The organism is Alistipes sp. D31t1_170403_E11, assembly GCF_015553985.1.
Lineage (GTDB): Bacteria > Bacteroidota > Bacteroidia > Bacteroidales > Rikenellaceae > Alistipes > Alistipes montrealensis.
On the sequence record NZ_JADNHQ010000002.1, the window covers coordinates 84,424 to 107,260 of the forward strand.

The following is a 22,837-nucleotide window of genomic DNA, read 5'->3' on the forward strand; positions in this document are numbered from 1 at the left end:
GTCAACTGTTTGTTCCGTCGTTTTGCCCCAACAAGTGCGAAGGGGTACTCTCCCGGATGAAAATCAGGTAATCGAATGCCTCCGAAACACGCTCCGGGTAAAATTCCCGCATCGCCTTCAGATAGCCGATGACCCGGAATTCCATCGCATCGATCCACTTCAGCGCCGGGTCGTCCGCTTCACGCATTTTCTTCAGGTCGAGAACGAATATCGGCTCATCGAGCTGCGCCAACAGGTATTCGAGCGTACCGGGGTAAGCCGGCTGCGCCTCATAGGAGCCAATTCCCCTGTCGCCGATATAAGAGCAGACTCCCTCGGCGAAAGCGAATCCGAAGTTGACGTAACCTTCGCCCAGGCTGTCGCGGAGATAACCACCCATCAAACCGTCGGTTTTACAGATATGTCCGTTATGGGCCCATACGACAATCGGCGTTCCGGGATTCCGGCCACGAATCCACAACAGGTTCTCGGCCATGAAACGGTCGCGGTCGGGAACTCCCGCCAGGTATTGCCGCAGCAATACGATATTTTGCAGCAGCCAGGCACGGCCCGAGCCTCCGGCCGGCACGCTGAAGGCTTCGGCCTCCTCGTCCGACAACGCCGCGACGCGCTGTTCCAATTGCACGAGCAGCGGCTCCGCGGCCGCCAGCATCTGGGGCGGCGTGATGACGAAAGGATCGGAGCGCGCTTCGTTCACGGCCGGAAATATGCGCGCCAGTTCTCCGATCAGTTTGTACATGGGCTTCTCCTCGCCGAAAGCACCCAGGAGCGTATAAAGTTCCTGGTAAAACATCTGCATATCCATGCCGGTATAAGCAATCCGGAGCGCCGGATCGTTGCAGGCGCGCATCCACTCCACCAGATCGCGCATCTCCTCCGTATTCCACATCCAATACAATCCAGAGAGCACCGCCTGCAATTCGCCTTCGCCGCCTGCGACATACCGGCCGACATTATATCCCGCCGCCATATCGTCCTCAAGGGTGAAAATCCCGAAACCGGCATTTCCGGCCAAATAGCGAACCAACCGGTCCTTCATCCGGAAGATTTCGCTCGACCCGTGCGTCGTTTCGCCCAGCGCGACAACCTCCGCACCGCCGACCAGGTCGTTCAGCACCGCAAGGTCTTCCGTGCTGCCGCCGTCGGCATCGCAGGTCCGCAGAGGATAGATATATTTCTTCAACGAACGCTTCTCGGCCCGGGTCAGCACGCTCTTCGGCGCGGGAACCAGCGAATCGACAAGCGGCACGCCGTCAATCGTAACACGAAAATCGTCGAACCACGCCGTTCCTTCGCCCATGAAGATAGCGGCAACGATCAATTTCGCCGTATCGCTCAGATGCGCCCGGACAGTTAGCTGCGTCCAGTCGGAAGTCCCCTTCACCGAAGGAGAGGCCCAGTCATCGGCCGGGTCCCAGTCCGCATCGTCGTCGCCGCCGATCCAGATACCGGCCAACGCCCCGTCGAGGCCTTCGGTCCGAACCCAGCCCGTCAGGCAGACATCCCGCCCGGCAGCATCGGCCACCAACTCCTGGTTGAGAAACGCATATTCCCCGGAAAGCGAGTCCTTCCGCTCGATTTTCAGGCTTGCCCGGCCGTGGTGAAAGCACGTCGTATCGGCCGACAGGTCGTAACCCAGAGCATAAGCATACCACCGGAAATGAGTAGGAGCATCGCGGAAACGGTGTTCGAAATCAAGATTATAACGGGTCATCCCGCCCGTCGGAAAAGCTTTCGGCAAACAGGAAGCCAATGCCGCCGCCGCGAGCAGGGAAACTAAGAGTCGGTTCATAACAGGATTCGTTTGCAGGTGTTTTAGTATAAACGAGTTACAGGTTGTCTTCGTATGTCCGTATCCGACAATTCACACGATCGTCCCTGTTTTCTCCTAATTATCCGTCCAGTCGCCGTTGGCTTTTATCAACGCCACCAGCCGGTCGAGGGCCTCGGCCTGCGGAATGTTGCGCTCGACAATCGTGCGGCCTTTGTATAGCGTGATGCGGCCCGGTCCGGCGCCCACATAGCCATAATCGGCGTCGGCCATTTCTCCGGGACCGTTGACGATGCAGCCCATCACGCCGATCCGCAGGTTTTTCAGGTGCGACGTGCGCGCCTTGATGTCGGCCAGCGTCTTCTCGATGTCGTAGAGCGTACGGCCGCAACTCGGGCAGGCGATATATTCGGTATGCGAAAAGCGCACGCGTGCGGCTTGCAGGATCATCAACTCGACTTCACGGATTTCAGCCTCCGCAAATCCCGGGGCATCGATCCAAACGCCGTCGGCAAGGCCGTCGAGCAGCAGCGGGCCCAGGTCGGCGGCGGCCTTCACGGCAAGCGTTGCAAGCCCGGTCTCCGCATAGCGGCGTTTTACGACGACCGGTTCGTCGGCCACGCAGAGGTTCAGGATCGCGGCGCGCAGTTCGGCCGTCGGGTTGCCCGACACGGCTTCGATGACACGGAATCCTTCGAGCGGCTCGGTATGCACGACGGGAACCGTCACCTTCGAGCGGCGGCGGTATTCGGTCGGGCTATAACGTTCGGGATGCAGGACTTCGAATTCGCCCGGCCGGTCGGCAAAATGCTCGACGAGCAGTTGCGCCACGGGGATTTCGTTTTCGGGGGCCTCGGTCAGCGAGACGCGGATCGTATCGCCGATACCGTCGGCCATCAGCGCCCCGATGCCCACGGCGCTCTTGATACGCCCCTCGACGCCGTTTCCGGCTTCGGTGACTCCGAGGTGAATCGGATAGTGCATATCTTCGGCATCCATCGCTTCGACCAGCAGGCGGTAGGCGGCGACCATCACGCGCGTGTTCGACGACTTCATCGAAACGACGACCTGGTCAAACGAATGTTGTTTGCAGATTCTCAAAAACTCCATGGCCGAGACGACCATACCTTGCGGCGTGTCGCCCCATTCGTCGAAGACGCGTTTCGAGAGCGACCCGTGGTTGACGCCGATGCGCAGGGCGACGCCCCGCTCGCGGCACAGTTCGATCAGGGCTTCCAGTTCACCGTTCTGCGTGCGGTAGTTACCGGGGTTGATGCGCACTTTGTCGACATACAGGGCGGCGATCGCGGCGACTTCCGGAACAAAGTGGATGTCGGCCACGACGGCCGTATCGAACCCGTCGGCACGCAACTGGCAGACGATATGCTGCAAATTCTCGCCCTCGCGGCGGCCCTGCGCCGTGAGGCGCACGATCTGCCCCCCGGCCCGGTCGATGCGTTCGATCTGGGCGACGCTCGCTGTAACATCATTGGTGTCGGTATTGGTCATCGACTGCACGGCGACGGGGTATTCACCGCCGATCGTAACCCGTCCGATGCGTACTTCGTGCGCCGGGCGGCGTATGAATTTCGAAAGATTCATCGCATTTATGATTAGCTGATGCAAAGATAGCAACGATTTGGCGATCCGCGAAAAAAACGCTATATTTCGGAGACATCTCTAAAATGCGGGCATCATGAAAGAGAAACTACTGCTGGCGGCCGCCGCGCTGCTCGGATTCGCAACGGCATGCGATTCGAACAAACGGCAGACAGACATGTACGGGACCCCGTACAACAACTACAAGATCAAGGGAAAGGTGACCGACAAGGCCGGGCAGCCGATCAAGGGCATCGAGGTCCGAAGCAACGCCGCCCTGCCGACGCCGGAGGCGACGACCCGGGCCGACGGAACCTATGACCTTGCAGGCCAAGGCATCGGCAACATGGCAAGAGTCACCTTCACCGACACCGACGGTCCGGCCAACGGCGGCGACTTCGCCGAAAAGACGGTAGACATCAAATTCACCGAAGCCGAACGTACGGCCCAAGGGAAGGGCTGGGACCAGGGTTCCTTCGCCAAATCGGGTGTCGACGAGACGCTCGAGGAGAAGAAATAGCCGCGACACGCAATCATTGCGCCTTTCAAAACAGCGGTGTGTCCGGGCAAAACACGGACATGTTTGGCTTTACGCCCGACTTTTCCTATATTTGTCCCTGTGGATACACTCGATAACGACATCAAATTCGTAGCGGGCGTCGGCGACGCCCGGGCCAAGCTCCTCGAACGGGAACTGGGCATCCGCACGCTGGGCGACATGCTCAGCCACTACCCCTTTCGTTACATCGACCGCACGCGCATCTACCGCATTTCGGAAATCACCGATGCCGCCGGTCTCTCTTATGTCCAGTTCCGGGCCCGCATAACGGGCGTCGCCTATGCCGGCGCAGGCCGCAAACGCCGTTTCACGGCCTTCGTACAGGACCCCACGGGATCGGCCGAACTGGTGTGGTTCCAGGGCATCAAATGGATCGAAAAACGGGTCGAAGTCGGGCGCGAATACCTCGTTTTCGGCCGCCCGTCGTTCTACCGCGGCGAATTGTCGATCGCCCACCCCGAGCTGGAAACCATGGAACAAGCCCTCTCGCGCAAAGCCGAAAGCGGCATGCAGGGCATCTACCCCTCGACCGAGAAGCTGGGCAACGTGCTGGGCACAAAGGGCATGTACCAGATCATCTGCAACGCCTGGGCGCTGGCGAAGGACCGCATCGCGGACCCGCTGCCCGGAGCCATACGCACCCGCTACGGGCTGATTCCGCTGCGCGAAGCCTACTACAACATCCACTTCCCGCAGTCGCAGGAGGCCTTGCGGCAGGCGCAGTACCGCCTGAAATTCGACGAACTGCTGGGCGTACAACTCAACATCCAGTCGCGCCGCACGGAACGCCTGTCGAAAAGCAACGGATTCCTTTTCACGAAGGTCGGGGGCGTGTTCAACACCTTTTACGAAGAAAAACTTCCTTTCCCGCTCACCGGGGCGCAAAAACGCGTCATCAAGGAGATCCGCAAGGACACCGTGACGGGATTCCAGATGAACCGCCTGCTGCAGGGCGATGTCGGCAGCGGCAAGACCCTCGTGGCGCTGATGTCGATGCTGCTCGCGGTGGACAACGGTTTCCAGGCCTGCATGATGGCCCCGACGGAAATCCTTGCCCGCCAGCATTTCGCCACCGTCAGCAAGATGCTCGACGGGATGGACGTGAAGGTAGCCATCCTGACCGGCGCCTCGAAAGCCAGGGAGCGCAAAGCCTCCCTCGAAGGCATCGCCTCGGGCGAGGTGGACATCCTCATCGGCACGCACGCCCTGATCGAGGACCGCGTGCAGTTCTCGAACCTGGGCTTCGTCGTCATCGACGAACAACACCGTTTCGGCGTGGAACAGCGCGCACGGCTCTGGACCAAGAACGACCAGCCGCCCCATATCCTCGTGATGACGGCCACGCCGATTCCCCGCACGCTGGCCATGACGCTCTACGGCGACCTCGACGTGTCGGTGATCGACGAACTGCCCCCGGGCCGGCGTCCGATCAAAACGTTCCACTATACCGACGCCGCCCGGCTCAAGCTCTTCGGATTCATGCGACAGGAGATCGCCAAAGGCCGGCAGGTCTACGTCGTTTACCCGCTCATCAAGGAGTCCGAAGCGATGGATTACAAAGACCTCACCGACGGCTACGAGGCCATCTCGCGCGACTTCCCGCTGCCCCAATACATCACGGCGATCTGCCACGGCAAGATGAAACCCGCCGACAAGGAGGAGTCGATGCGCCAGTTCAAAGCGGGCGAAGCCCACATCCTCGTGGCCACCTCGGTGATCGAGGTGGGCGTCGACGTGCCCAACGCGACGGTCATGGTCATCGAATCGGCCGAGCGTTTCGGACTTTCGCAGCTCCACCAGTTGCGCGGGCGCGTGGGGCGCGGCGGCGAACAGTCCTACTGCATCCTGATGTCGGGCGAGAAGCTCTCGCGCGAGTCGCGGGCGCGGCTCGAAGCGATGTGCGAGACCAACGACGGCTTCCGCCTCGCGGAACTCGACCTCAAACTGCGGGGCGCGGGCGACATCAACGGCACGATGCAGAGCGGCATGGCATTTGATCTGAAAATCGCCAGCCCCACGGCGGACGTACAGATACTTACCGTCTCGCGCGAAGCCGCCGCCGAAATACTGGCCGAGGACCCCGCGCTGGCGCAGCCCCAAAACCGCGGTCTCGACGCCCTGCGCCGCCGCTACTCGGGGCGCGAAGAACTCGATTTTTCACGTATTTCGTAATATTCGGCCCCGAAAAAACGTTAACCCATTAAATTCCCTCTCCGATGAAACGGTTCTTACTCGCCATATTCCTGCTCGCCGCAGCCTCGCCCCTCGCCGCGCAGCTCTACCACCCGGGCGAACAGCTCTTCTACCGCGTAAGCTACAAGGCCAAGATGTTCCCCAACACGGAGGTCGGGGCCGTGGAGGTCACGACAGTCCAGGAGACCGTCGACGGCAAAACCTTCTACAAGGTCGAGGGCGCAGGCCGTACGCTGCCCACCTACCGCTGGTTCTTCAACCTGGAAGACATCTACACCGTGTGGATCGACACTACGGCACTGCGCCCCGTGCGTTTCGTGAGCGACATCCGCGAGGGAGACTATACGTTCCAGAGTTATTACACCTATAACTGGCCCGACTCGGTCGTCCACACCCGTTGGCGCAGCCGCCAAAATCCGTTTAAGGAGAAACAACTGCCGCTGACCGCCGAGAGCATGGACGCCATCTCGCTCTTCTTCAACCTGCGTTCAGCCTCCGCCGAGGATTTCCGCGTGGGCGAACCGGCGACGCTGCAAATGGTCCTCCAGGACACCGTCCAACACCTGCACTACCGCTACCTGGGGCGCGAAAACAAGAAAATCCGCAACATGGGCCGCTACCGCACCCTGAAGTTCGAATGCCAGTTGGGGACGACCGAAGGCTACTCGTTCACCGACGGCACGATCTTCACGATCTGGATTTCGGACGACGAAAACAAAATACCGCTCTATATCGAATCGCCGGTCAAGATCGGCAGCATCAACGCTTACATTTCGGGCTACAAAGGACTTAAATACCCGGTAACGAGCCTGATGAAATAAACGCTGCACCTCCATCGGACAGTAACACGGGAATTTTTTCGTATCTTTGCGGAGAAAAACGTCACTGTTTCATGCTCATGCAACGCTCCGCAACATCCTGTTTTGCAGGACGCATTGCCGCGTTCCTCGTGCGGCCTTTCGGCGAGTATCCGGCATTCCTGCTCCTCACGGCGCTCCTGCCGCTGTTCCCGGACATCATTCGTTTCTTCCAGAACGAAATGTCGTTCGTGCTCGGGAGGAACCTGTTTTACGGAACGCTGCTGTCACTTTTCCGGGCCTGGCTGTTGACTCTTCCGCTATGTCTGAGGTCCCGCGATAAGAGGGGGGGGGTAATCCCTGCATTCCGGATCGCCGGCGCGGTCTACCGCACACTCGTCCTATTATGTCTCGGCCTCCTCTCCCTGGCCGAAAGTTTTCTGCTGATCCGTTTCGGAACGCCCTTTTCGTTCTCCGTCATCCAGCTTCTCTGGGAAACGGACGAACGCGAATGCCTTGAATTTCTAAAAACCTACTGCACGGCCGCGGCATTCCTGCTTCCGGCCGCCGCATGCGTCCTGCTGGCCGCAGGGTATCTGCTGGCGGAACGCCGTCATATCCGGTTCGGGCTGCGCAGCCGCAAGATACGCATACCGCTTCTGCTCCTGCTGGCCGGCTGCGGCGCCTTCTACGCCAGCCGGCTGCACTTTCAGTACGCACTCACCCGGGCCGACGATTTTCCGGGAGAGATGATAACGCACAAAACCGCAACCCTCACCCCCTTCGAACGGCTTCACACATCGCTCTTCTGGTTCCGGCGCGTATTCTCCGCCGAACGTGCGGACCAACTGCTCCGCACGCTCGAAGCGGCCGAAGTCGAAAGCTGCTCTTTCCGCTCGCCCTGCGTCGTCGTCATCATCGGAGAGTCGTTCAACAAATACCATTCGAGCCTTTACGGTTATCCGCTGCCGACCAATCCCCGGCTCGAAGAGCGGCTTCGGCGGGGCGAACTCTTTGTTTTCCGCGATGTCATTTCTCCGGCAAACCTGACCACTTCGGTGCTGTCCAACCTCTTTTCACCTGCAAGCCTCGGCTCCGGACAGTCCTGGACGGACAGCCCCCTTTTCCCGGCCCTCTTCAAAAAGGCCGGGTATACCACCTGCCATCTGGACAACCAGGCCGCCGGAAGCGATTACGGTTACCACGATCTCGGGCTGAAAGCCCTTTTCAATGCCCGCAGCACCCCGTTCCTGTTCTCGGTCCACAATGAGAACCGCCATCCCTACGACCTGGAACTGCTCGGCGACTACGACCGGCTCGCCTCCCCCAGAGACACCCCCGAACTGGTCGTCTTCCACCTGTTGGGACAGCACGTCGGCTATTCCGACCGCTATCCCAAGGAAGAGGCGTATTTCACACCCGGGGATATTCCCCGCCAAGACCTGACACGGCAGCAGCGGCAGGTCGTCGCCGACTACGACAACGCCACCCGCTATAACGACCGGGTCGTCGATGCGATCCTGGCGCGTTTCGCCGACCGCGACGCCATCGCCGTTTACCTCTCCGACCACGGCGAAGAGGTCTACGACTACCGCGATTTCTTCTGCCGTTCGCACGGCCTGCCGCTTACTCCCGAGGTTTGCAAATACCAGTTCGAAATCCCGTTCATGATCTGGATGTCCGACTCCTACCGCCGCAACCGCCCCGATGTCGCGGCACAGGTCGCAGGCTCGCTCGACCGGCCGTTCTCGTCGGACGACCTTTCACACCTGCTGCTGGACCTGGCGGGCATCCGATGCCGGTGGTACGACCCGACGCGCAGCCTCGTCGGCGAGCTATTCGACGCCACCCGCCCCCGACCGCTGCTGATGGGATTCGAACCAGCCGGAAACTACGACACCATCATCGGGCGAGACCGAAAACAATAAGGTTATGTCATTATCCCGCATTGGATTTTCATATTTTTTTCTATCTTTGCCCTAAGATAACATCCTGCTTGGATAGGCTCCCCGGCATGACAAATAAATTTGCGTTGCGCCCCGGTTTGTACTATCTTTGTAATAAAACGGACCACTATGGAAAACAGACAGGGATACGATCCTTCGGAGTTCGAAGACGACGACTACACGACTCCGCAGCCCGATGCGGGTAAATCGATTCGCGGCTACCGCATCGTCATCATCATTCTTTCGGTGATTCTGGTGGCGATTTCGGTGCTTTATTTCAGCATCCACCGCCAGCAGATGCTCGACAACGAACTGCTGCAGGCCGACCGCGACTCGATCCAGAACGACCTGGGACGGCTGATGACCGACTACGACGGCCTCCGGATTTCGAACGACTCGATTTCCGCCGGGCTGAATTTCGAGCGCGAACGCGCCGACTCGCTCATGACGCGCCTCAAGAAAGAGCGTTCGTGGAACCTCGCGAAAATCAAACAATATGAAAAGGAGGTCGGCACACTGCGTACGATTATGAAGGGCTACGTGAAACAGATCGACTCGCTCAATACGCTCAACAAGAAGCTCATCAAGGAGAACGTCGGTTTCCGCAAGGAGATTTCGTCGGCCAACCTGCGCGCCGACATGGCCGAAGAGAAAGCCGCCGAACTGGACAACAAAGTCAAAGTGGGTTCGGTGCTCCGCGCCCGCGATATCCGCCTCTCGGCCCTCAGCGACCGCAGCAAACCCGTATCGAGGGTCAAGAACGCCGCACGCCTGCGCGTCGATTTCGTGCTCGCAGCCAACGAACTGGCTACCCCGGGCAACAAAGCCATCTACGTGCGTATCACTTCGCCCGACGGTTACGTGCTGACCACCGAGGCTATGCCGACCTTCGAATTCGAGGGCGAACGGCTGAGCTATTCGGCCATGCGTGAGGTCGACTACCAAAACCAGGACCTCGAAGTGGGTATCTACTACAATTCGACAGGCTTTGCCGCCGGAACCTACCAGATTCAGCTTTACAGCGAAGGCCGCCTGATCGGCCAGACGCAGGTGGTGATGAAATAAAACCGCACACTTATATTTAAAAGCCGGGTGACACGAGAGGTCGCCCGGCTTTTTTTCGGCCCGTCCGGTCCTGCCGCCCGAAACAGCGTCCCCGAAACAACAAGTTCCCAAACAACCGCTCCGGCCTGCGTAAACACACGCCGGAAGCATACCCGACCCTACGTAAATCCCCGACGGAGGCCATCCCGTCGCAAATTATCCCTGCCCCTGAAACACCCTCCGGAGGCCTGCCCGACCCGAAAAACAAGCTAACCGCCAATCATTCTGCACGATTTTAAAGAAATTTATTTTCAGATTTCGTGTAAAAATGCTTGGACGATTCAAGGAAACCATTTACATTTGTCATACAAATAAGATTAATAAGGCGAATCAAGACGCAGAATTCGGCCCGTTCTCTTATTTTCCGCAACTACCGACTGAACCTTAATTACATACAGAATGAGAACAAAACTACTACGAACAGCGACCCTCCTGGCCGGATTCCTCTGGCTGGCGATCGCAGCCGCAGCTCAGGAACGTTCGGTACAGGGAACCGTGTTCGACGGGGACGGGAAAAGCCCGCTCGTCGGCGTGACGGTGATCGTCAAAGGGGCTCCCAACCGGGGAACCGTCACCGGAGCCGACGGGCAGTACAGCATCCGCGCCAAAGAGGGCGAGGAGCTGACCTTCACCTACCTGGGCTATGAGGAGGTAACGCAGCGGATCGGGGGGGGGAAGACACGTCTCGACGTGACGATGCACCCCAAGGCCGAGGCGATCGAAGGCGTCGTGGTCACGGCGCTGGGCATGACCCGCGAACAGAAAGCGCTGGGATATGCCGTGTCGAAAGTAGACAACCAGGACCTGACGGCCGCCGTCTCGAACAACTGGCTCGACGCGCTATCGGGCAAAGTCGCAGGTCTTAATTTCGACCACGCTTCATCGGGTCCCGGCGGATCGCTGCGCGTCACGCTGCGCGGCGAATCGACCGTCAACATGGACAACAACACGGCGCTGTTCGTCATCGACGGCGTTCCGATGTCGAGCGGCATGACGGCCATGGGCGGCGCGGCATACAACAACACCGACGCAGGCGTCGACTACGGCAACGGAGCCGCCGACCTCAATCCCGAGGACATCGACAACGTTTCGGTGCTCAAAGGCCCCGCGGCGACAGCCCTCTACGGGTCGCGCGCGGCGAACGGCGCCATCGTCATCACGACCAAGGCCGGCAAGTCGACCAAAGGACTGGGCATCACGTTCAGTTCGAACTTCTCGTTCGAACGCGCCGGCTACTGGCCCGATTTCCAGGACGAATACGGTCCGGGCAACAACGGCGCCCGCACCTACTCGTTCTACACCGTGAAGGCCGACCAGTCGACCACGGGCGAAGCCGCCTCGCGCACTTACAGCCGCTACACGTGGGGACCGCGCTACGAGGGGCAAAAGCTCTACCAATGGGCTTCGTACGACCCGGAGACCAAAATGTATACGCCGCTGGACTTCAAGCCGCGCGACTGGTACAAGGGCTTCTTCGAGACTGGCGCAACATATAAGAATTCGGTGTCGATCTCGGGAAACAACGGCAAGGGCGGTTCGATCCGCGTCTCGTTCACCGACGTGCGCAACACCTGGATCGTCCCCAATACGGGCTACAAGACGCAGAGTTTCTCGGCTTCCTTCGCCCAGAAGTTCCGCATCGTGGAACTGTCCGGAAAAATCAACTACTACCGCAAGGACAGCGACAACCTGCCGATGATCGGTTACAGCACCTCGTCGCCCACCTACACGCTGCTCTGGAGCCGCAACAACCTCGACGTACGCTGGTACGAACAGGAATACCGGCAGGGCGCCAACCTCTATCCGAACGCCCTGAACAACCTTTCGGACAACCCCTATACGCAGGCTTATGAACAGCTCAACACGATGGACCGCGACCGCGTCTACGGCAATGTCAGCGCCACGTTCGACATCTACAAAGGACTGAAACTGATGCTCCGCACGGGCCTCGACATGAACCGCGAGTTCCGCACGCGCCGCAAACCTTTCGGCACGCTGTCGAACCTGAACGGCTACTTCCGGCAGCAGAACGTCGAGAACACCGAGATGAACAACGACTTCCTCGTAACCTACGAACGCCCCCTGGGCAAGTTTCATATCAACGTCAACCTCGGCGGCAACAGCATGTACCAGGAGAGCCGCGTCGTGACCGCCACGGCCGATGAACTTCTCACGGAGGGCGTCTACAACCTCGCAAACGCCAAGTCGGGCGTCATCACCAAAAGCCAGCACACCCGCAAGATGGTCAACAGCCTCTACGGGCTGGTGCAGTTGAGCTACGACGACTGCCTGTTCCTCGACATCACGGGCCGCAACGACTGGTCGAGCTCCCTGGCCCCGGGCCACTGGTCGTTCTTCTATCCGTCGGTCAGCGCCAGTTGGGTGCTCACCGACACCAAGGCGCTGGGGCTGCGCGACCGCATGCCGTGGCTCACGTTCCTCAAACTGCGCGCCTCGTGGGCCAACGTGGGCAACGACACCAGTGCCTATGTCATCAACAACTACTATTCGGTGACCGACTTTTCGAGCGGCTACTTCCTGCCGACGACCTGGGCGCTCTACAACATGAAACCCGAAAACGTCGAAAGTTGGGAGTTCGGCCTCGAAGCCAAATTTCTGCGCAACCGCATCACCCTCGATGCGGCGTTCTACAACAACACGACCACCGACCAGATCATCAACACCCCCGTTGATTACAGCACGGGCGTCAGCTCGAAATACATCAATGCGGGCGAAATCCGCAACCGCGGCGTCGAACTCGCCTCGCGCCTGCAGCCCGTACGCACCAAGAACTTCAACTGGGACATCAACCTCACGTGGTCGAAAAACTGGAACAAGGTCATCAGCCTGGCCCCGGGCGTCGACTCGTGGGTGATCTCCTCGGGAGCCCGCGGACAGGTGATCGCCACCCCCGGCGGCACGCTCGGCGACCTCTACGGCTACGGTTATGCCAAGGCCCCGGCAGGCTCCTACATCCTCAACACCGACGGTTCGCGCATCGACGTTTCGGGCCAGACGGTGATCGACGAACACGGCTATCCGGTGCTCGCCTCCGACCAGATGGTCAAGATGGGCAACGTCCAGCCCGACTGGCGCGCCGGCCTTTCGACCTCGCTCAAATACAAGGGCATCCGCCTGAGCGCCACCTTCGCCGCACAGTGGGGCGGCATGGCTTATTCGCTGACCAACGCCCAACTCTCGCGCCAGGGCAAACTGACCAACACGCTCTACGGACGCTACGGCGGCGTGCTGCACGAAGGCGTCGTCGCCCGCGGACTCGACGCACAGGGCAACATGGTCTACAACCCCAACAACACCGTCACCGAGAACGTCGTCACCTACTACCTCGACCGCGTCTATTCGATGAACAACGTCGAGACCAGCACGTTCGACACCTCCTACCTCAAACTGCGCGAACTGCGCCTGGAGTGGACCCTGCCGAAAAAGTGGATCACCCGCACGCGCATATTGCAGGACGCATCCGTAGCCGTCTTCGGCACGAACCTCTTCTGCTGGACCAACTGGCCCTTCTACGATCCGGAAGTGGGTACGCTCAACGGCGCCAGCATCACGCGAGGCTTTGAAACGGCCTCCTATCCGATGACCCGCACCTATGGTTTCAACATCAAACTCAGCTTCTGACCTTATGAAAAAGATACTTTCATACGCCACAGTCCTCATCCTCCTGGCGGGCATGGGCCTCGGCTCGTGCACCGGGAACTTCGAAGAGTACAACACCAACGGAGAGAGTCCCGAATACGGCAACGTCGACCCGAGCACGCTGCTCGAACAACTGATTTCGACGGGAGCCTACTACATCTACGAACGTTCGTGGCGGGTCAACAACGAACTGATGCAGTATACCGTCGACTGCAGCGCCGCCACCGACATCCAGCGCTACGTTTTCCAGGTCGGGGAGTACAAAACCCCGTGGGAACGCTTCCAGCGCTATGCAGCCAATGCGAACCACATGATCGCGCTGGCCGAAAAATACGAGGACCCCAATGCACAGGCCATCGCCATGACCCTCAAGGCGGTTTTCATGTCGCTCATCACCGACCTCTACGGCGATATACCCTATAAAGAGGCCTACCGCATCGACGAGAACATCACCCAGCCGCAGATCGACCCGCAGTCGGAAATCTACGCGGGGCTGATCGACATGCTGCTGGAGGCGAACAGCCTCTACCGGACCGCCACGGACAACAACGGCAACTACACCTATCCGCTGACCGTCCCGGGCAAGGACCTGCTCTACGGAGGCGACATCGCCGCCTGGCAGAAGTTCACCAATTCGCTCTGCCTGCGCCTCTGCATGCGCCTGAGCAACCGTCCCGAGGCGGGTTCGGCCGCCATCATGCAGACCATCGTCAGCAACCCGGCCAAGCACCCCGTTTTTTCCTCCTGCGACGACGACGCCAAGGTCAGCTACACGGGCATCGCCCCCTTCAAGAACGAGTTCGGCGACATGACCGAAGCCACGTTCACGACCTCGTCGCGCAAGTGCTCGGCCTTCTTCATCGACCAACTGCACACCACCTCGGACCCGCGCATGGCCCAATGGGTCCGGACGATCGGTTCGGAGGACATCCACGGCGTCGTGAGCGGCGTGGTCGAGCCGGACGGCACGGGAGCCAGCGTGATGAACGCCTCGGTGCTTAAGCAGTACACCTCGCCGGTCTGGCTGATGACCTCGTCGGAGGTCTGTTTCATCCTCAGCGAAGCGGCCCATATCGGGATGATCTCCGGCGGAGAGGCCCTTGCCGAGCAATACTACGAAAAAGCCATTACCAATTCGATCCGGCAGTGGAGCCCGACCATCTCCGACGCCAACATCGACCGGTTTCTGCACGCCACAGGATCGAAAGTCGCTTATAACGGCACTCAGGAGCAGATTCTCCTGCAAAAATGGGTATCGCTCTTCCTGCAGGGCTTCGAATCGTGGTGCGACTACCGCCGCACGGGCTACCCGAAACTGCCGATCGGCCCCGGGTGCGACAACGAAGGCGTCATGCCCACACGCCTGTGCTATCCGCAGACATTGATTTCGACCAACAGTTCCAACTACCAGAAGCAAATCGCCCGGATGAGGACAACCTATCCGATCGTCGGGCGGGGAACCGTCGGCGGGGACAACATGCTGACACCCGTCTGGTGGAGCAGGCGCGCCGTGGAACTGGAAACGGGCGCAACGAACTAAAACCTTAAAAATTCAACAAGATATGATCCGTCAACTTTTCAACATACTCCGTCCGAAGGCGCTGCTCCTTGCCGCGGTAGTGGCCGCCGGGTGTTCCGACGACGACACGGCCGGCGGAGGCGAGATGACCTTCCTGGGCGGCGACAACCTGTTCGAATGTCCCGCAGAAGGCGGTACGAAAGACATTTCGTTCTTCTCCCGTTCGGGACACTGGGAGATCGTCGCCGACGACCCTGCGGCTTCGTGGATCGACGTGTGGCCCGCTTACGGCGACGACAACGGCCGCACGACCCTCACCGTACAGCCTGTCGGAGACGCCTACGGCCGCGAAATGACATTCGACATCCGCACGGCGCACGGCGTTGCGGGACAGATTCGCGTAAAACAGGCCGGACTGACCCCCGAAATCAAAACCAACCTCACGTCGTCGAAAATCCGGGTCGACATCGCCGGAACGCCCGTCACCGTCGGCATCACGAGCAACGTGAAGTGGGAAGCCGCCGTCGACGAAGGCGACACGTGGATTTCGTTGGGCGAAACGACCGAAACGTCGCAGCAGTTCCTCTTTACGAACAACACAGGCCAGCCCAAACGCACCGGCCAGATCAGCTTCCGCATGGTCGGCGGCGATTACAAGGTGTCGGTCCCCGTCGAGCAGATGGACGGCAACACCTCGTTCGAACACGCCGAAATGGTGACGATAGCCCGCCTGCTGAGCGAGGTGCAGCTCGACGCCGAAGGACGCTTCGAACTGGAGGAAAACTATGCCGTCGAAGGCTGGATCACCAGCGATTTCGAGCGCAAAAACCTGCCCGACAGCGTTCTTTACGTACAGGACGCCAGCGGCCGCGGCATTAAATTCATACTCAAGGACAAGAACGAGTTCCTCAGCCCCTCCGCCGAACAGCGGGGATGGTATGCCCAGAACCGCAAAGTCGCCATACACATGTACGCCGCCGAACTGCGCAACGACGCCGAGGGCAACCTCTGCGTGATCGACTTCGCAGCCTCTTCGGTCAAACGCAGCACCGACGAAGCTCCCGCAACCCCGGTTGCGGTGGTCCTGAACGATATGGGCGACCTCTCACAATATGCCAACACGGTCGTCCGCATCGACCCCGTCGAGTTCGTGACGCCCTACGGCGGCTATGCACCGTTCTTCGAAAAGGACGGCAACAACGAGGCGACCACCGAAACGGAGTGGGTGAAGAACGTGAAAGCCGGTTACCGGGCCCTCTTCCCCTACCACACGCTCGCCCCGCAGCTCGTGCGCGATACGAAGGGCAACGTCGTGAAACTCTACTTCCTGCGCTCCTTCACCGAGATGTACGCACGCAATCTCCCGGCCGGGTCGGGCGCACTGACGGCGCTGGTCACGAAGTTCCGCGGCGAATACATCCTCCAGATCCGCAACACGGCGGACGACGCGCTCTCGGCCGACAGCGAAACCCGCTTCTCGACGACGCTGATGCAGGCCGGGCCGTGGCTCGCCCAGGACGCCGTGCCGGTCTTCGCAGTCGGCAATACGGGCGGCGACCAAAGTTCGGCGGTCTTCTCGATCTACGACGACACCAACAATTTCGACGTTTTCCCGAGCAGTTCGGGGGCCATCGCCTCCTACTGGCTCACGACCGACGTACGCCGCCAGCACGACATTCCGTTCGCCGACGAGCCCGAGCACTATTACAGCCTCAACGCCAAACTCTGGTGGAACGTGACGACGCACCATTCGCTGGTATCGAACAACGACGAGGTGGGCGAAGCATTCATCATCCGCACCAATACGCTGCGCAACGCGACGGGAGCGCTCTACCTCTATCTCACGAGCACCAGTTCGAAGGGCGGTCCGGGCAAGATGAAGGTCCAGTGGAGCGACTCGGCGGAGAGCGACCTGGCGAAGGTGAAGTTCGAGGACATCGGCACTTACGACGCCCCGTGCATCAATTTCACGCCGTTCCTCTTCCCGTACAGCTTCCGCCTGCCCGACGCCATGCGCGGCAAGCAGCAGGTGACGATCCTCATACGCTGCGCCGCCGAGACCAACGCCCAGCATAACAACGCACTGATCGCCGCGACCGGCACGTCGCGCCTGGGACACCTCGGAATCGTGGAAATCAAATAACCGAACGCCATGAAACAGCTATTATACAGACTGCTCGTTGCCGCGGCATTAGCCGGCGGACCGCTGCTGGCCGGATGCTCCGATTCGGACGAAACACAGCAGGAAACCCCGCGCGAAGACCATTTCGTCATTGCGCTGGTCGACGACGCCTACGACCTCGACTACGAAGGCGAAATGACCCTCCGGGTATTGAAATTCGCCGAGGGCGACCGCCTCGCCCTGACGCCGGGCGAACGGGGCGAATCGACCGAACAGACCGCCGTCGCGATCAGCGGATTCACACCCACCGACGTTACGTTCCGCATTCCGAAAGAGGTCACGACCGGACGCTGGAGCCTCTGGTGCATGCGCGACGTGAAGACCCAGTTCCTCGGCACGGCGATGCTCAACGTCGACATTTTCCGCCTGGTGCGCAACGTGCAACTCGAAGCCGCCTACACGGTGGACCGCGGTGAGATCGTAACCATTCCGGGCGAAGGATTCACCGAGGGCGACAAGATCCGCTTTGCCGCCGAAGGACAAACCGGCCTGGAAGCGGCCGTCGTCAGTTGCAGCGCCGAAGGCATCACCATCCGGTTCCCGGCGTCGCTCGCCTCGGGCGACTGGGAGGTATGGATCGAGCGCGGCGCCGACCGCCAGTCGCTCGGCGTCACCGCCGTCACCGTCTCGGCTTTCGACCGCATCGACCCCGCGACGCTCCCCGAAGGCACGAATCTCTACGGCCGCGTCTACTCAGGCAGCGAAGCGTTGGCAGGCGTTGCAGTCTCGGACGGACTCCAGGTCGTGAAAAGCGACGCACAGGGCATTTGGTCGATGGTCTCGGACCGCGCTTCCGACGTGGTTTTCGTCACCCTCCCCCGCGGTTACGAGGCGGCTGCCGACGGACCCGTCCCGCAGTTCTACCACCTGCTCGCCGAAGGCCGCGACCGGTACGACTTCACCCTGTCCGAAACCGGCACGGACGACTACGTGCTGCTGGCCACGGCCGACATCCAGATCGACAACAACTCCCGCCTGATGGTTCCGCAGTCGTCGCTCATGAGCTGCCGCAACTCGTTCGTGCCCGACTTCAAAAAGACCGTTTCCGAACTCGGCGGCCGCAAAGTCTACGCCCTGTCGGTCGGCGACATGATCTTCGACAAGAACATGTACCTCTACGGATTCGGATTTGCGGAATACCGTTCGCTGATCGGCGAATTCGGCATCCCCTTCTTCCACGCCGTCGGCAACCACGACTACGACCGTTACATCGCCGGGGACCATGCCACGAAGGAGCCTTACCGCCGCCACCTCGGGCCGACCTATTATTCGGTCAACCTGGGCCAAGTCCACTGCATCGCGCTCGATAACGTCCGCATCGACAACAACGGCGCTTCGCAGGGCGTCTTCGGCGACGGATATTACGCCGTCGAACTTTCGGACCGCCAGCTCGAATGGCTCGAAGCCGACCTCAAAACCATCGAGGACAAAACGGCGCCGCTGATGATCTGGATTCATGCTCCGCTCACCTCCTGCCGCCAGTTCACCCCGACGCTCAACGCCTCGTTCCGCAACGCCCAGGCACTCGTCAGCAGTCTCGCCGGCTTTACCGACGTGCTGGTCCTCTCGGGCCACTGGCACAACAACCACACGGGCACGGTTCCCGGCAGCGCCGCCATCCGGGAGCATAACCTCGGAGCCATCAGCGGTTCGCTCTGGTACAACGTCAAGGGTTTCAACGGCGGAACGGAATACAGCTCCGGGACCGACGGTTCGCCCGTCGGCTACGGCATCTACGAGATCAGCGGCCGCAGCATCCGCTGGAGCTACAAAGGCTGTGAACTCGCCGCCGACCGGGCTTTCACGGCCTACGACATGAACAAACAGCCCTACAAGGACAAGAGCGTGGCCAACGAGATACTGGTCAACGTCTGGGGCGGATGGGATGCCGCCTGGAAAGTCGAGGTCCTCGAAAACAACGCTCCGCTTACGGTGACGCGCCAGGCGCGCAAGGACCCGGGCTACCTGACTTATGTCGAGACGGTCTACAAGCCTTCGGGCGACGACATGTCGAAGAGCGCCGCCAGCGCCCAGAGCACGCCGCACATGTTCTCGGCCGTAACGGCGGCTGCGGACTCGCCGGTTCTGATACGGGTTACGGACCGCTTCGGAAAAGTCTTCACCCAGCAATTACGCGAGTAATTTTTTGGGCGGACGCCGAATAATTCGTAATTTTATCAGATAAATCTGAAAAAACTGTAAACTATGCTTAGCGCACTGAAAATCAACAAACCCCACACGACGCTGGTAGACCAGGTCGAGGAGAGCCTCATCGAATACTTCAAGGAGCAGGGCCTGCGCCCGGGCAGCAGCATTCCGCCCGAAGCCGAACTGGCCAACGCCCTCGGCGTAGCGCGCACGGTGCTGCGCGAAGCCCTGAGCCGCTTCAAGATGACCGGCATGATCGAATCCCGCACCAAGCGGGGCATGATCCTGGCCGAGCCTTCGATCCTCGGCGGCATGAAGCGCTGCGTCAATCCGCTGCTGATGAACAAGGACACGGTGCTGGACATCCTCGAATTCCGCATCGCGCTGGAAATCGGCATCAGCGGCTACATCTTCGCCAACATCACCCCCGAGGACATCCGGGAGTTGGAGCAGATCGTCGAGATGGGCGAGATTATCGGTGTCAACCGCTACACCCCGATGAGCGAGGTGCATTTCCACTCGAAACTCTACGAAATCACGGGCAACGACATGATCTCGGAGTTCCAGGCCGTAATCCATCCGGTGATGGATTTCGTGAAGGACAACTTCCAGGACTTCTTCGAGCCCATCGAAAAGGAGCTTGCCGAAAGCGGCGAACTGGTGACCCACAAGCACCTGCTGGAGTACATCCAGCGCGGCGACGAGGAGGGTTACCGCAAGGCCATCGCCGACCACCTGAAGCTCTATACGATCTACCTGAGCAAAAACCGGAAACCCAGAAAATAAACTTAAAAACGTGCTGAAATTTATCATACCCCTCGCCCTGCTTTTCGCAGCGGCGGCAGCCCCTGCCCGCGGCGCTGAGACCACGACGCAACTGACGCGTACCGACGCCATCGTCTGGAACGACGCCCTGTGCCTCCCCGCCGCAAACGATTCGACGGCCCACCACGGTCTTGCCGGCGTTTTCGCCGGAAAAACCGGCGGAAAACTGGTCATCGCAGGCGGCGCCAATTTCCCCGGTGCGATGCCGTGGGAAGGCGGCGAAAAACGCTGGTACGGCGACGTATACCTCTACGACGAAACCAACGGGTGGCAGACGTTTCCTGACGCCCTGCCGCGCCCGGCGGCCTACGGTGTCTCGGTAACGCTTCCCGGGGGTATGCTCTGCATCGGCGGCTGCGACGCTTCGCGCTGCATGAACGAGGTGTACCTGCTCACCGTCGAAAACGGCGCGCCCCGCATTGCGGAGTGGCCCCCGCTCCCGGCCCCGCTGGCCAATGCCGCGGGATGCCTCGCGGGCGGCAAGGTCTATGTCGCCGGCGGCAACGAGTCGATGACCCCCGCCAAGGCCTCGAAACGCTTTTTCGTACTCGACCCGGCCGCCCCTGCCGCCGGATGGCGCGAACTGGCCGCATGGCCGGGTCCTGCGCGCGGCTATGCCGTCGCCGCGGGCCAGAGCGACGGAATGGATAACTGTTTCTACCTCTTCAGCGGCCGCGACTACGACGGCGACGCGCCGTGGACGATCCATCGCGACGGCTACCGCTACAATCCGCGGCTCGACGCATGGACGGCTCTCGAAGGCGACTTTCCCGTCATGGCGGGCACGGCAGCGGCTTTCGGCACGAATCACATCCTCTTCTTCGGCGGCAAGTCGCACGACGAAGCCACATCGGACAACGCCCTCAGGCTCTATCACACCGTAACGGGTACGATGACCCAGGCCGATGTCGACAAATCGTCCTTCATCCTGCCTGTGACGACCGCCGTGGTGAGCGACGGGCGCGACATCACGATCGCCAGCGGCGAAACAGCCCCCGGCATCCGGACCCCGGTGATCCTGCACGGACACCTCGCCGACGAACTCCACCGCATGGGCTGGCTTGACATCCTGGTGATCGGGCTCTACTTCCTGGCGCTGGCGTGGATCGGCTGGTACTTCTCGAAAAACCAGAAATCGACGGGCGACTACTTCAAGGGCGGCGGCCGCATCCCGTGGTTCGTCGTCGGCCTGAGCATCTTCGGCACGAGCCTCTCGGCCATCACCTTCATGGCCATTCCGGCCAAGGCTTTCGCCACGGACTGGAGTTATTTGCTGTTCAACGCGGGCATCGTCCTCGTGGTTCCGCTGATCGTCGGGGTCTTCATCCCCTTCTTCCGGCGGCTGAACGTCACTACGGCCTATGAATACCTCGAACTGCGCTTCAACGCCCTGATCCGCGTCGTGTGCAGCGTCTCGTTCATCATCTTCCAGATCGGCCGCATGGCCGTCGTACTGCTGCTGCCGTCGATCGCCCTGAACATCGTCACGGGCTTCGACATCTTTCTCTGCATCTCCCTGATGGGCGTACTGAGCCTCGCCTACACGCTGATGGGCGGCATCGAGGCCGTGGTATGGACCGAAGCCCTGCAGGTCGTCGTATTGCTGGGCGCCGCCGTAGCCGTGGGCTGTTCGATCGCATTCCAACTGCCCGACGGATTCGGGACGATCTTCTCCGCCGCGGGTGAAGCCGGAAAATTCAGCCTCGGCGAATCGTTCTTCGACCTGCGCCAGCCGACGATCTGGACCGTACTGATCGCCACGGTCTTCACCAACATCACCACCTACGGAACCGACCAGACCATCGTCCAGCGCTACCTCACGACCGACTCCGAAAAGGCCGCCCGCAAAGGCGTCTACACCAACGCTGCACTGACGGTTCCCGCCAGCCTGCTGTTTTTCCTGCTCGGCACGGCGCTCTGGGCCTTCTACAAATACTTTCCGCAGGAGCTGAGCATGTCGATCTCCGATTCGGACGCCATCCTGCCGTGGTACATGAGCACCGCACTGCCGCGCGGCGTGCTGGGGCTGGTCATCGCAGGCCTGTTCGCCGCGGCGATGTCGACGCTGAGCAGCAGCATGAACTCGGCCGCCACGGCCTTCGTCACGGACATCTACCGCAAAATGCAGCCCCGCCGCGACGAGCGCCACATGCTCTCGATCGCCCGCTGGGCGACCTTCGTGCTGGGCATAGTAGGCATCCTGTTCGCCGTAGTGATGGCCTCGTGGGACATCAAATCGCTGTGGGACGAATTTTCGAAATTCCTCGGCATCCTGCTGGGCGGACTGGGCGGATTGTTCCTGCTCGGCCTGGTGACCCGCCGCGCCAATGCCACAGGGGCCCTCTGCGGGCTCGTCGGGAGCATCATCGTCCAGACGCTCGTCACCCAGCACCAATGGGTCAACCTGCTGCTCTACTCGACCACGGGCTTCATCGCCTGCTTCGTCATCGGCTACGTCGTGAGCCTCTTCACGGGCGGCAGCGACCCCAAACACACGGATAACCTGACTATTTATAAAACCAAAAAATAACTCC

13 protein-coding genes are annotated in these 22,837 nt (G+C 60.5%); 11 read left to right on the forward strand and 2 right to left on the reverse strand.

Annotated elements, in window-relative coordinates; all coding sequences use genetic code 11:
* Position 1 precedes the first annotated feature (1 nt).
* Positions 2–1,792, reverse strand: coding sequence for an erythromycin esterase family protein (locus tag I2E69_RS03835; protein ID WP_195458853.1), 1,791 nt, complete (start codon positions 1,790–1,792; stop codon positions 2–4).
* Positions 1,793–1,888: 96 nt separating this feature from the next.
* The gene (ispG, locus tag I2E69_RS03840; RefSeq protein WP_195458856.1) at positions 1,889–3,373 is read right to left on the reverse strand and encodes a (E)-4-hydroxy-3-methylbut-2-enyl-diphosphate synthase; all 1,485 of its coding nucleotides are present in this window, start codon (positions 3,371–3,373) and stop codon (positions 1,889–1,891) included.
* 94 nt (positions 3,374–3,467) lie between these two features.
* Here ispG and I2E69_RS03845 point away from each other — a divergent pair, with 94 nt between their 5' ends.
* From I2E69_RS03845 to I2E69_RS03895, 11 genes are all read left to right on the forward strand, one after another.
* A complete protein-coding gene (locus I2E69_RS03845; RefSeq protein ID WP_195458858.1) occupies positions 3,468–3,890 on the forward strand; it encodes a radical SAM-associated putative lipoprotein in 423 nt (140 codons plus the stop codon).
* Between the two features lie 99 nt (positions 3,891–3,989).
* Positions 3,990–6,101, forward strand: a complete 2,112-nt coding sequence (recG, locus tag I2E69_RS03850) for an ATP-dependent DNA helicase RecG (protein WP_195458860.1) — start codon at positions 3,990–3,992, stop codon at positions 6,099–6,101.
* Between the two features lie 44 nt (positions 6,102–6,145).
* The gene (locus I2E69_RS03855; protein ID WP_195458862.1) at positions 6,146–6,943 is read left to right on the forward strand and encodes a DUF3108 domain-containing protein; all 798 of its coding nucleotides are present in this window, start codon (positions 6,146–6,148) and stop codon (positions 6,941–6,943) included.
* A 71-nt stretch (positions 6,944–7,014) separates the two neighbouring features.
* Complete coding sequence (locus I2E69_RS03860; protein ID WP_195458864.1) at positions 7,015–8,847, forward strand: phosphoethanolamine transferase; 1,833 nt, start codon at positions 7,015–7,017, stop codon at positions 8,845–8,847.
* A gap of 147 nt (positions 8,848–8,994) precedes the next feature.
* Complete coding sequence (locus I2E69_RS03865; RefSeq protein ID WP_195458866.1) at positions 8,995–9,930, forward strand: hypothetical protein; 936 nt, start codon at positions 8,995–8,997, stop codon at positions 9,928–9,930.
* A gap of 438 nt (positions 9,931–10,368) precedes the next feature.
* The gene (locus I2E69_RS03870; RefSeq protein ID WP_195458868.1) at positions 10,369–13,611 is read left to right on the forward strand and encodes a SusC/RagA family TonB-linked outer membrane protein; all 3,243 of its coding nucleotides are present in this window, start codon (positions 10,369–10,371) and stop codon (positions 13,609–13,611) included.
* A 4-nt stretch (positions 13,612–13,615) separates the two neighbouring features.
* Positions 13,616–15,169, forward strand: a complete 1,554-nt coding sequence (locus I2E69_RS03875) for a SusD/RagB family nutrient-binding outer membrane lipoprotein (protein WP_195458871.1) — start codon at positions 13,616–13,618, stop codon at positions 15,167–15,169.
* Between the two features lie 22 nt (positions 15,170–15,191).
* Positions 15,192–17,291, forward strand: coding sequence for a DUF5689 domain-containing protein (locus tag I2E69_RS03880; RefSeq protein ID WP_195458872.1), 2,100 nt, complete (start codon positions 15,192–15,194; stop codon positions 17,289–17,291).
* A gap of 9 nt (positions 17,292–17,300) precedes the next feature.
* On the forward strand, positions 17,301–19,472 hold the full coding sequence (locus I2E69_RS03885) for a calcineurin-like phosphoesterase C-terminal domain-containing protein (RefSeq protein WP_195458873.1): 2,172 nt from the start codon (positions 17,301–17,303) through the stop codon (positions 19,470–19,472).
* A 63-nt stretch (positions 19,473–19,535) separates the two neighbouring features.
* Positions 19,536–20,264, forward strand: coding sequence for a FadR/GntR family transcriptional regulator (locus I2E69_RS03890; RefSeq protein WP_195458874.1), 729 nt, complete (start codon positions 19,536–19,538; stop codon positions 20,262–20,264).
* Between the two features lie 10 nt (positions 20,265–20,274).
* Positions 20,275–22,833: a sodium:solute symporter family transporter gene (locus I2E69_RS03895; RefSeq protein WP_195458875.1), complete on the forward strand. Its 2,559-nt coding sequence runs from the start codon at positions 20,275–20,277 to the stop codon at positions 22,831–22,833.
* Positions 22,834–22,837 lie beyond the last annotated feature (4 nt).

What these genes read in the sequence shown, in the direction of transcription:
- I2E69_RS03835 (WP_195458853.1), bottom strand. Translation starts at nt 1,792, where the DNA reads ATGAACCGACTCTTAGTTTCCCTGCTCGCGGCGGCGGCATTGGCTTCC.
- ispG (WP_195458856.1), bottom strand. Translation starts at nt 3,373, where the DNA reads ATGAATCTTTCGAAATTCATACGCCGCCCGGCGCACGAAGTACGCATC.
- I2E69_RS03845 (WP_195458858.1), top strand. Translation starts at nt 3,468, where the DNA reads ATGAAAGAGAAACTACTGCTGGCGGCCGCCGCGCTGCTCGGATTCGCA.
- I2E69_RS03855 (WP_195458862.1), top strand. Translation starts at nt 6,146, where the DNA reads ATGAAACGGTTCTTACTCGCCATATTCCTGCTCGCCGCAGCCTCGCCC.
- I2E69_RS03860 (WP_195458864.1), top strand. Translation starts at nt 7,015, where the DNA reads ATGCTCATGCAACGCTCCGCAACATCCTGTTTTGCAGGACGCATTGCC.
- I2E69_RS03865 (WP_195458866.1), top strand. Translation starts at nt 8,995, where the DNA reads ATGGAAAACAGACAGGGATACGATCCTTCGGAGTTCGAAGACGACGAC.
- I2E69_RS03870 (WP_195458868.1), top strand. Translation starts at nt 10,369, where the DNA reads ATGAGAACAAAACTACTACGAACAGCGACCCTCCTGGCCGGATTCCTC.
- I2E69_RS03875 (WP_195458871.1), top strand. Translation starts at nt 13,616, where the DNA reads ATGAAAAAGATACTTTCATACGCCACAGTCCTCATCCTCCTGGCGGGC.
- I2E69_RS03880 (WP_195458872.1), top strand. Translation starts at nt 15,192, where the DNA reads ATGATCCGTCAACTTTTCAACATACTCCGTCCGAAGGCGCTGCTCCTT.
- I2E69_RS03885 (WP_195458873.1), top strand. Translation starts at nt 17,301, where the DNA reads ATGAAACAGCTATTATACAGACTGCTCGTTGCCGCGGCATTAGCCGGC.
- I2E69_RS03890 (WP_195458874.1), top strand. Translation starts at nt 19,536, where the DNA reads ATGCTTAGCGCACTGAAAATCAACAAACCCCACACGACGCTGGTAGAC.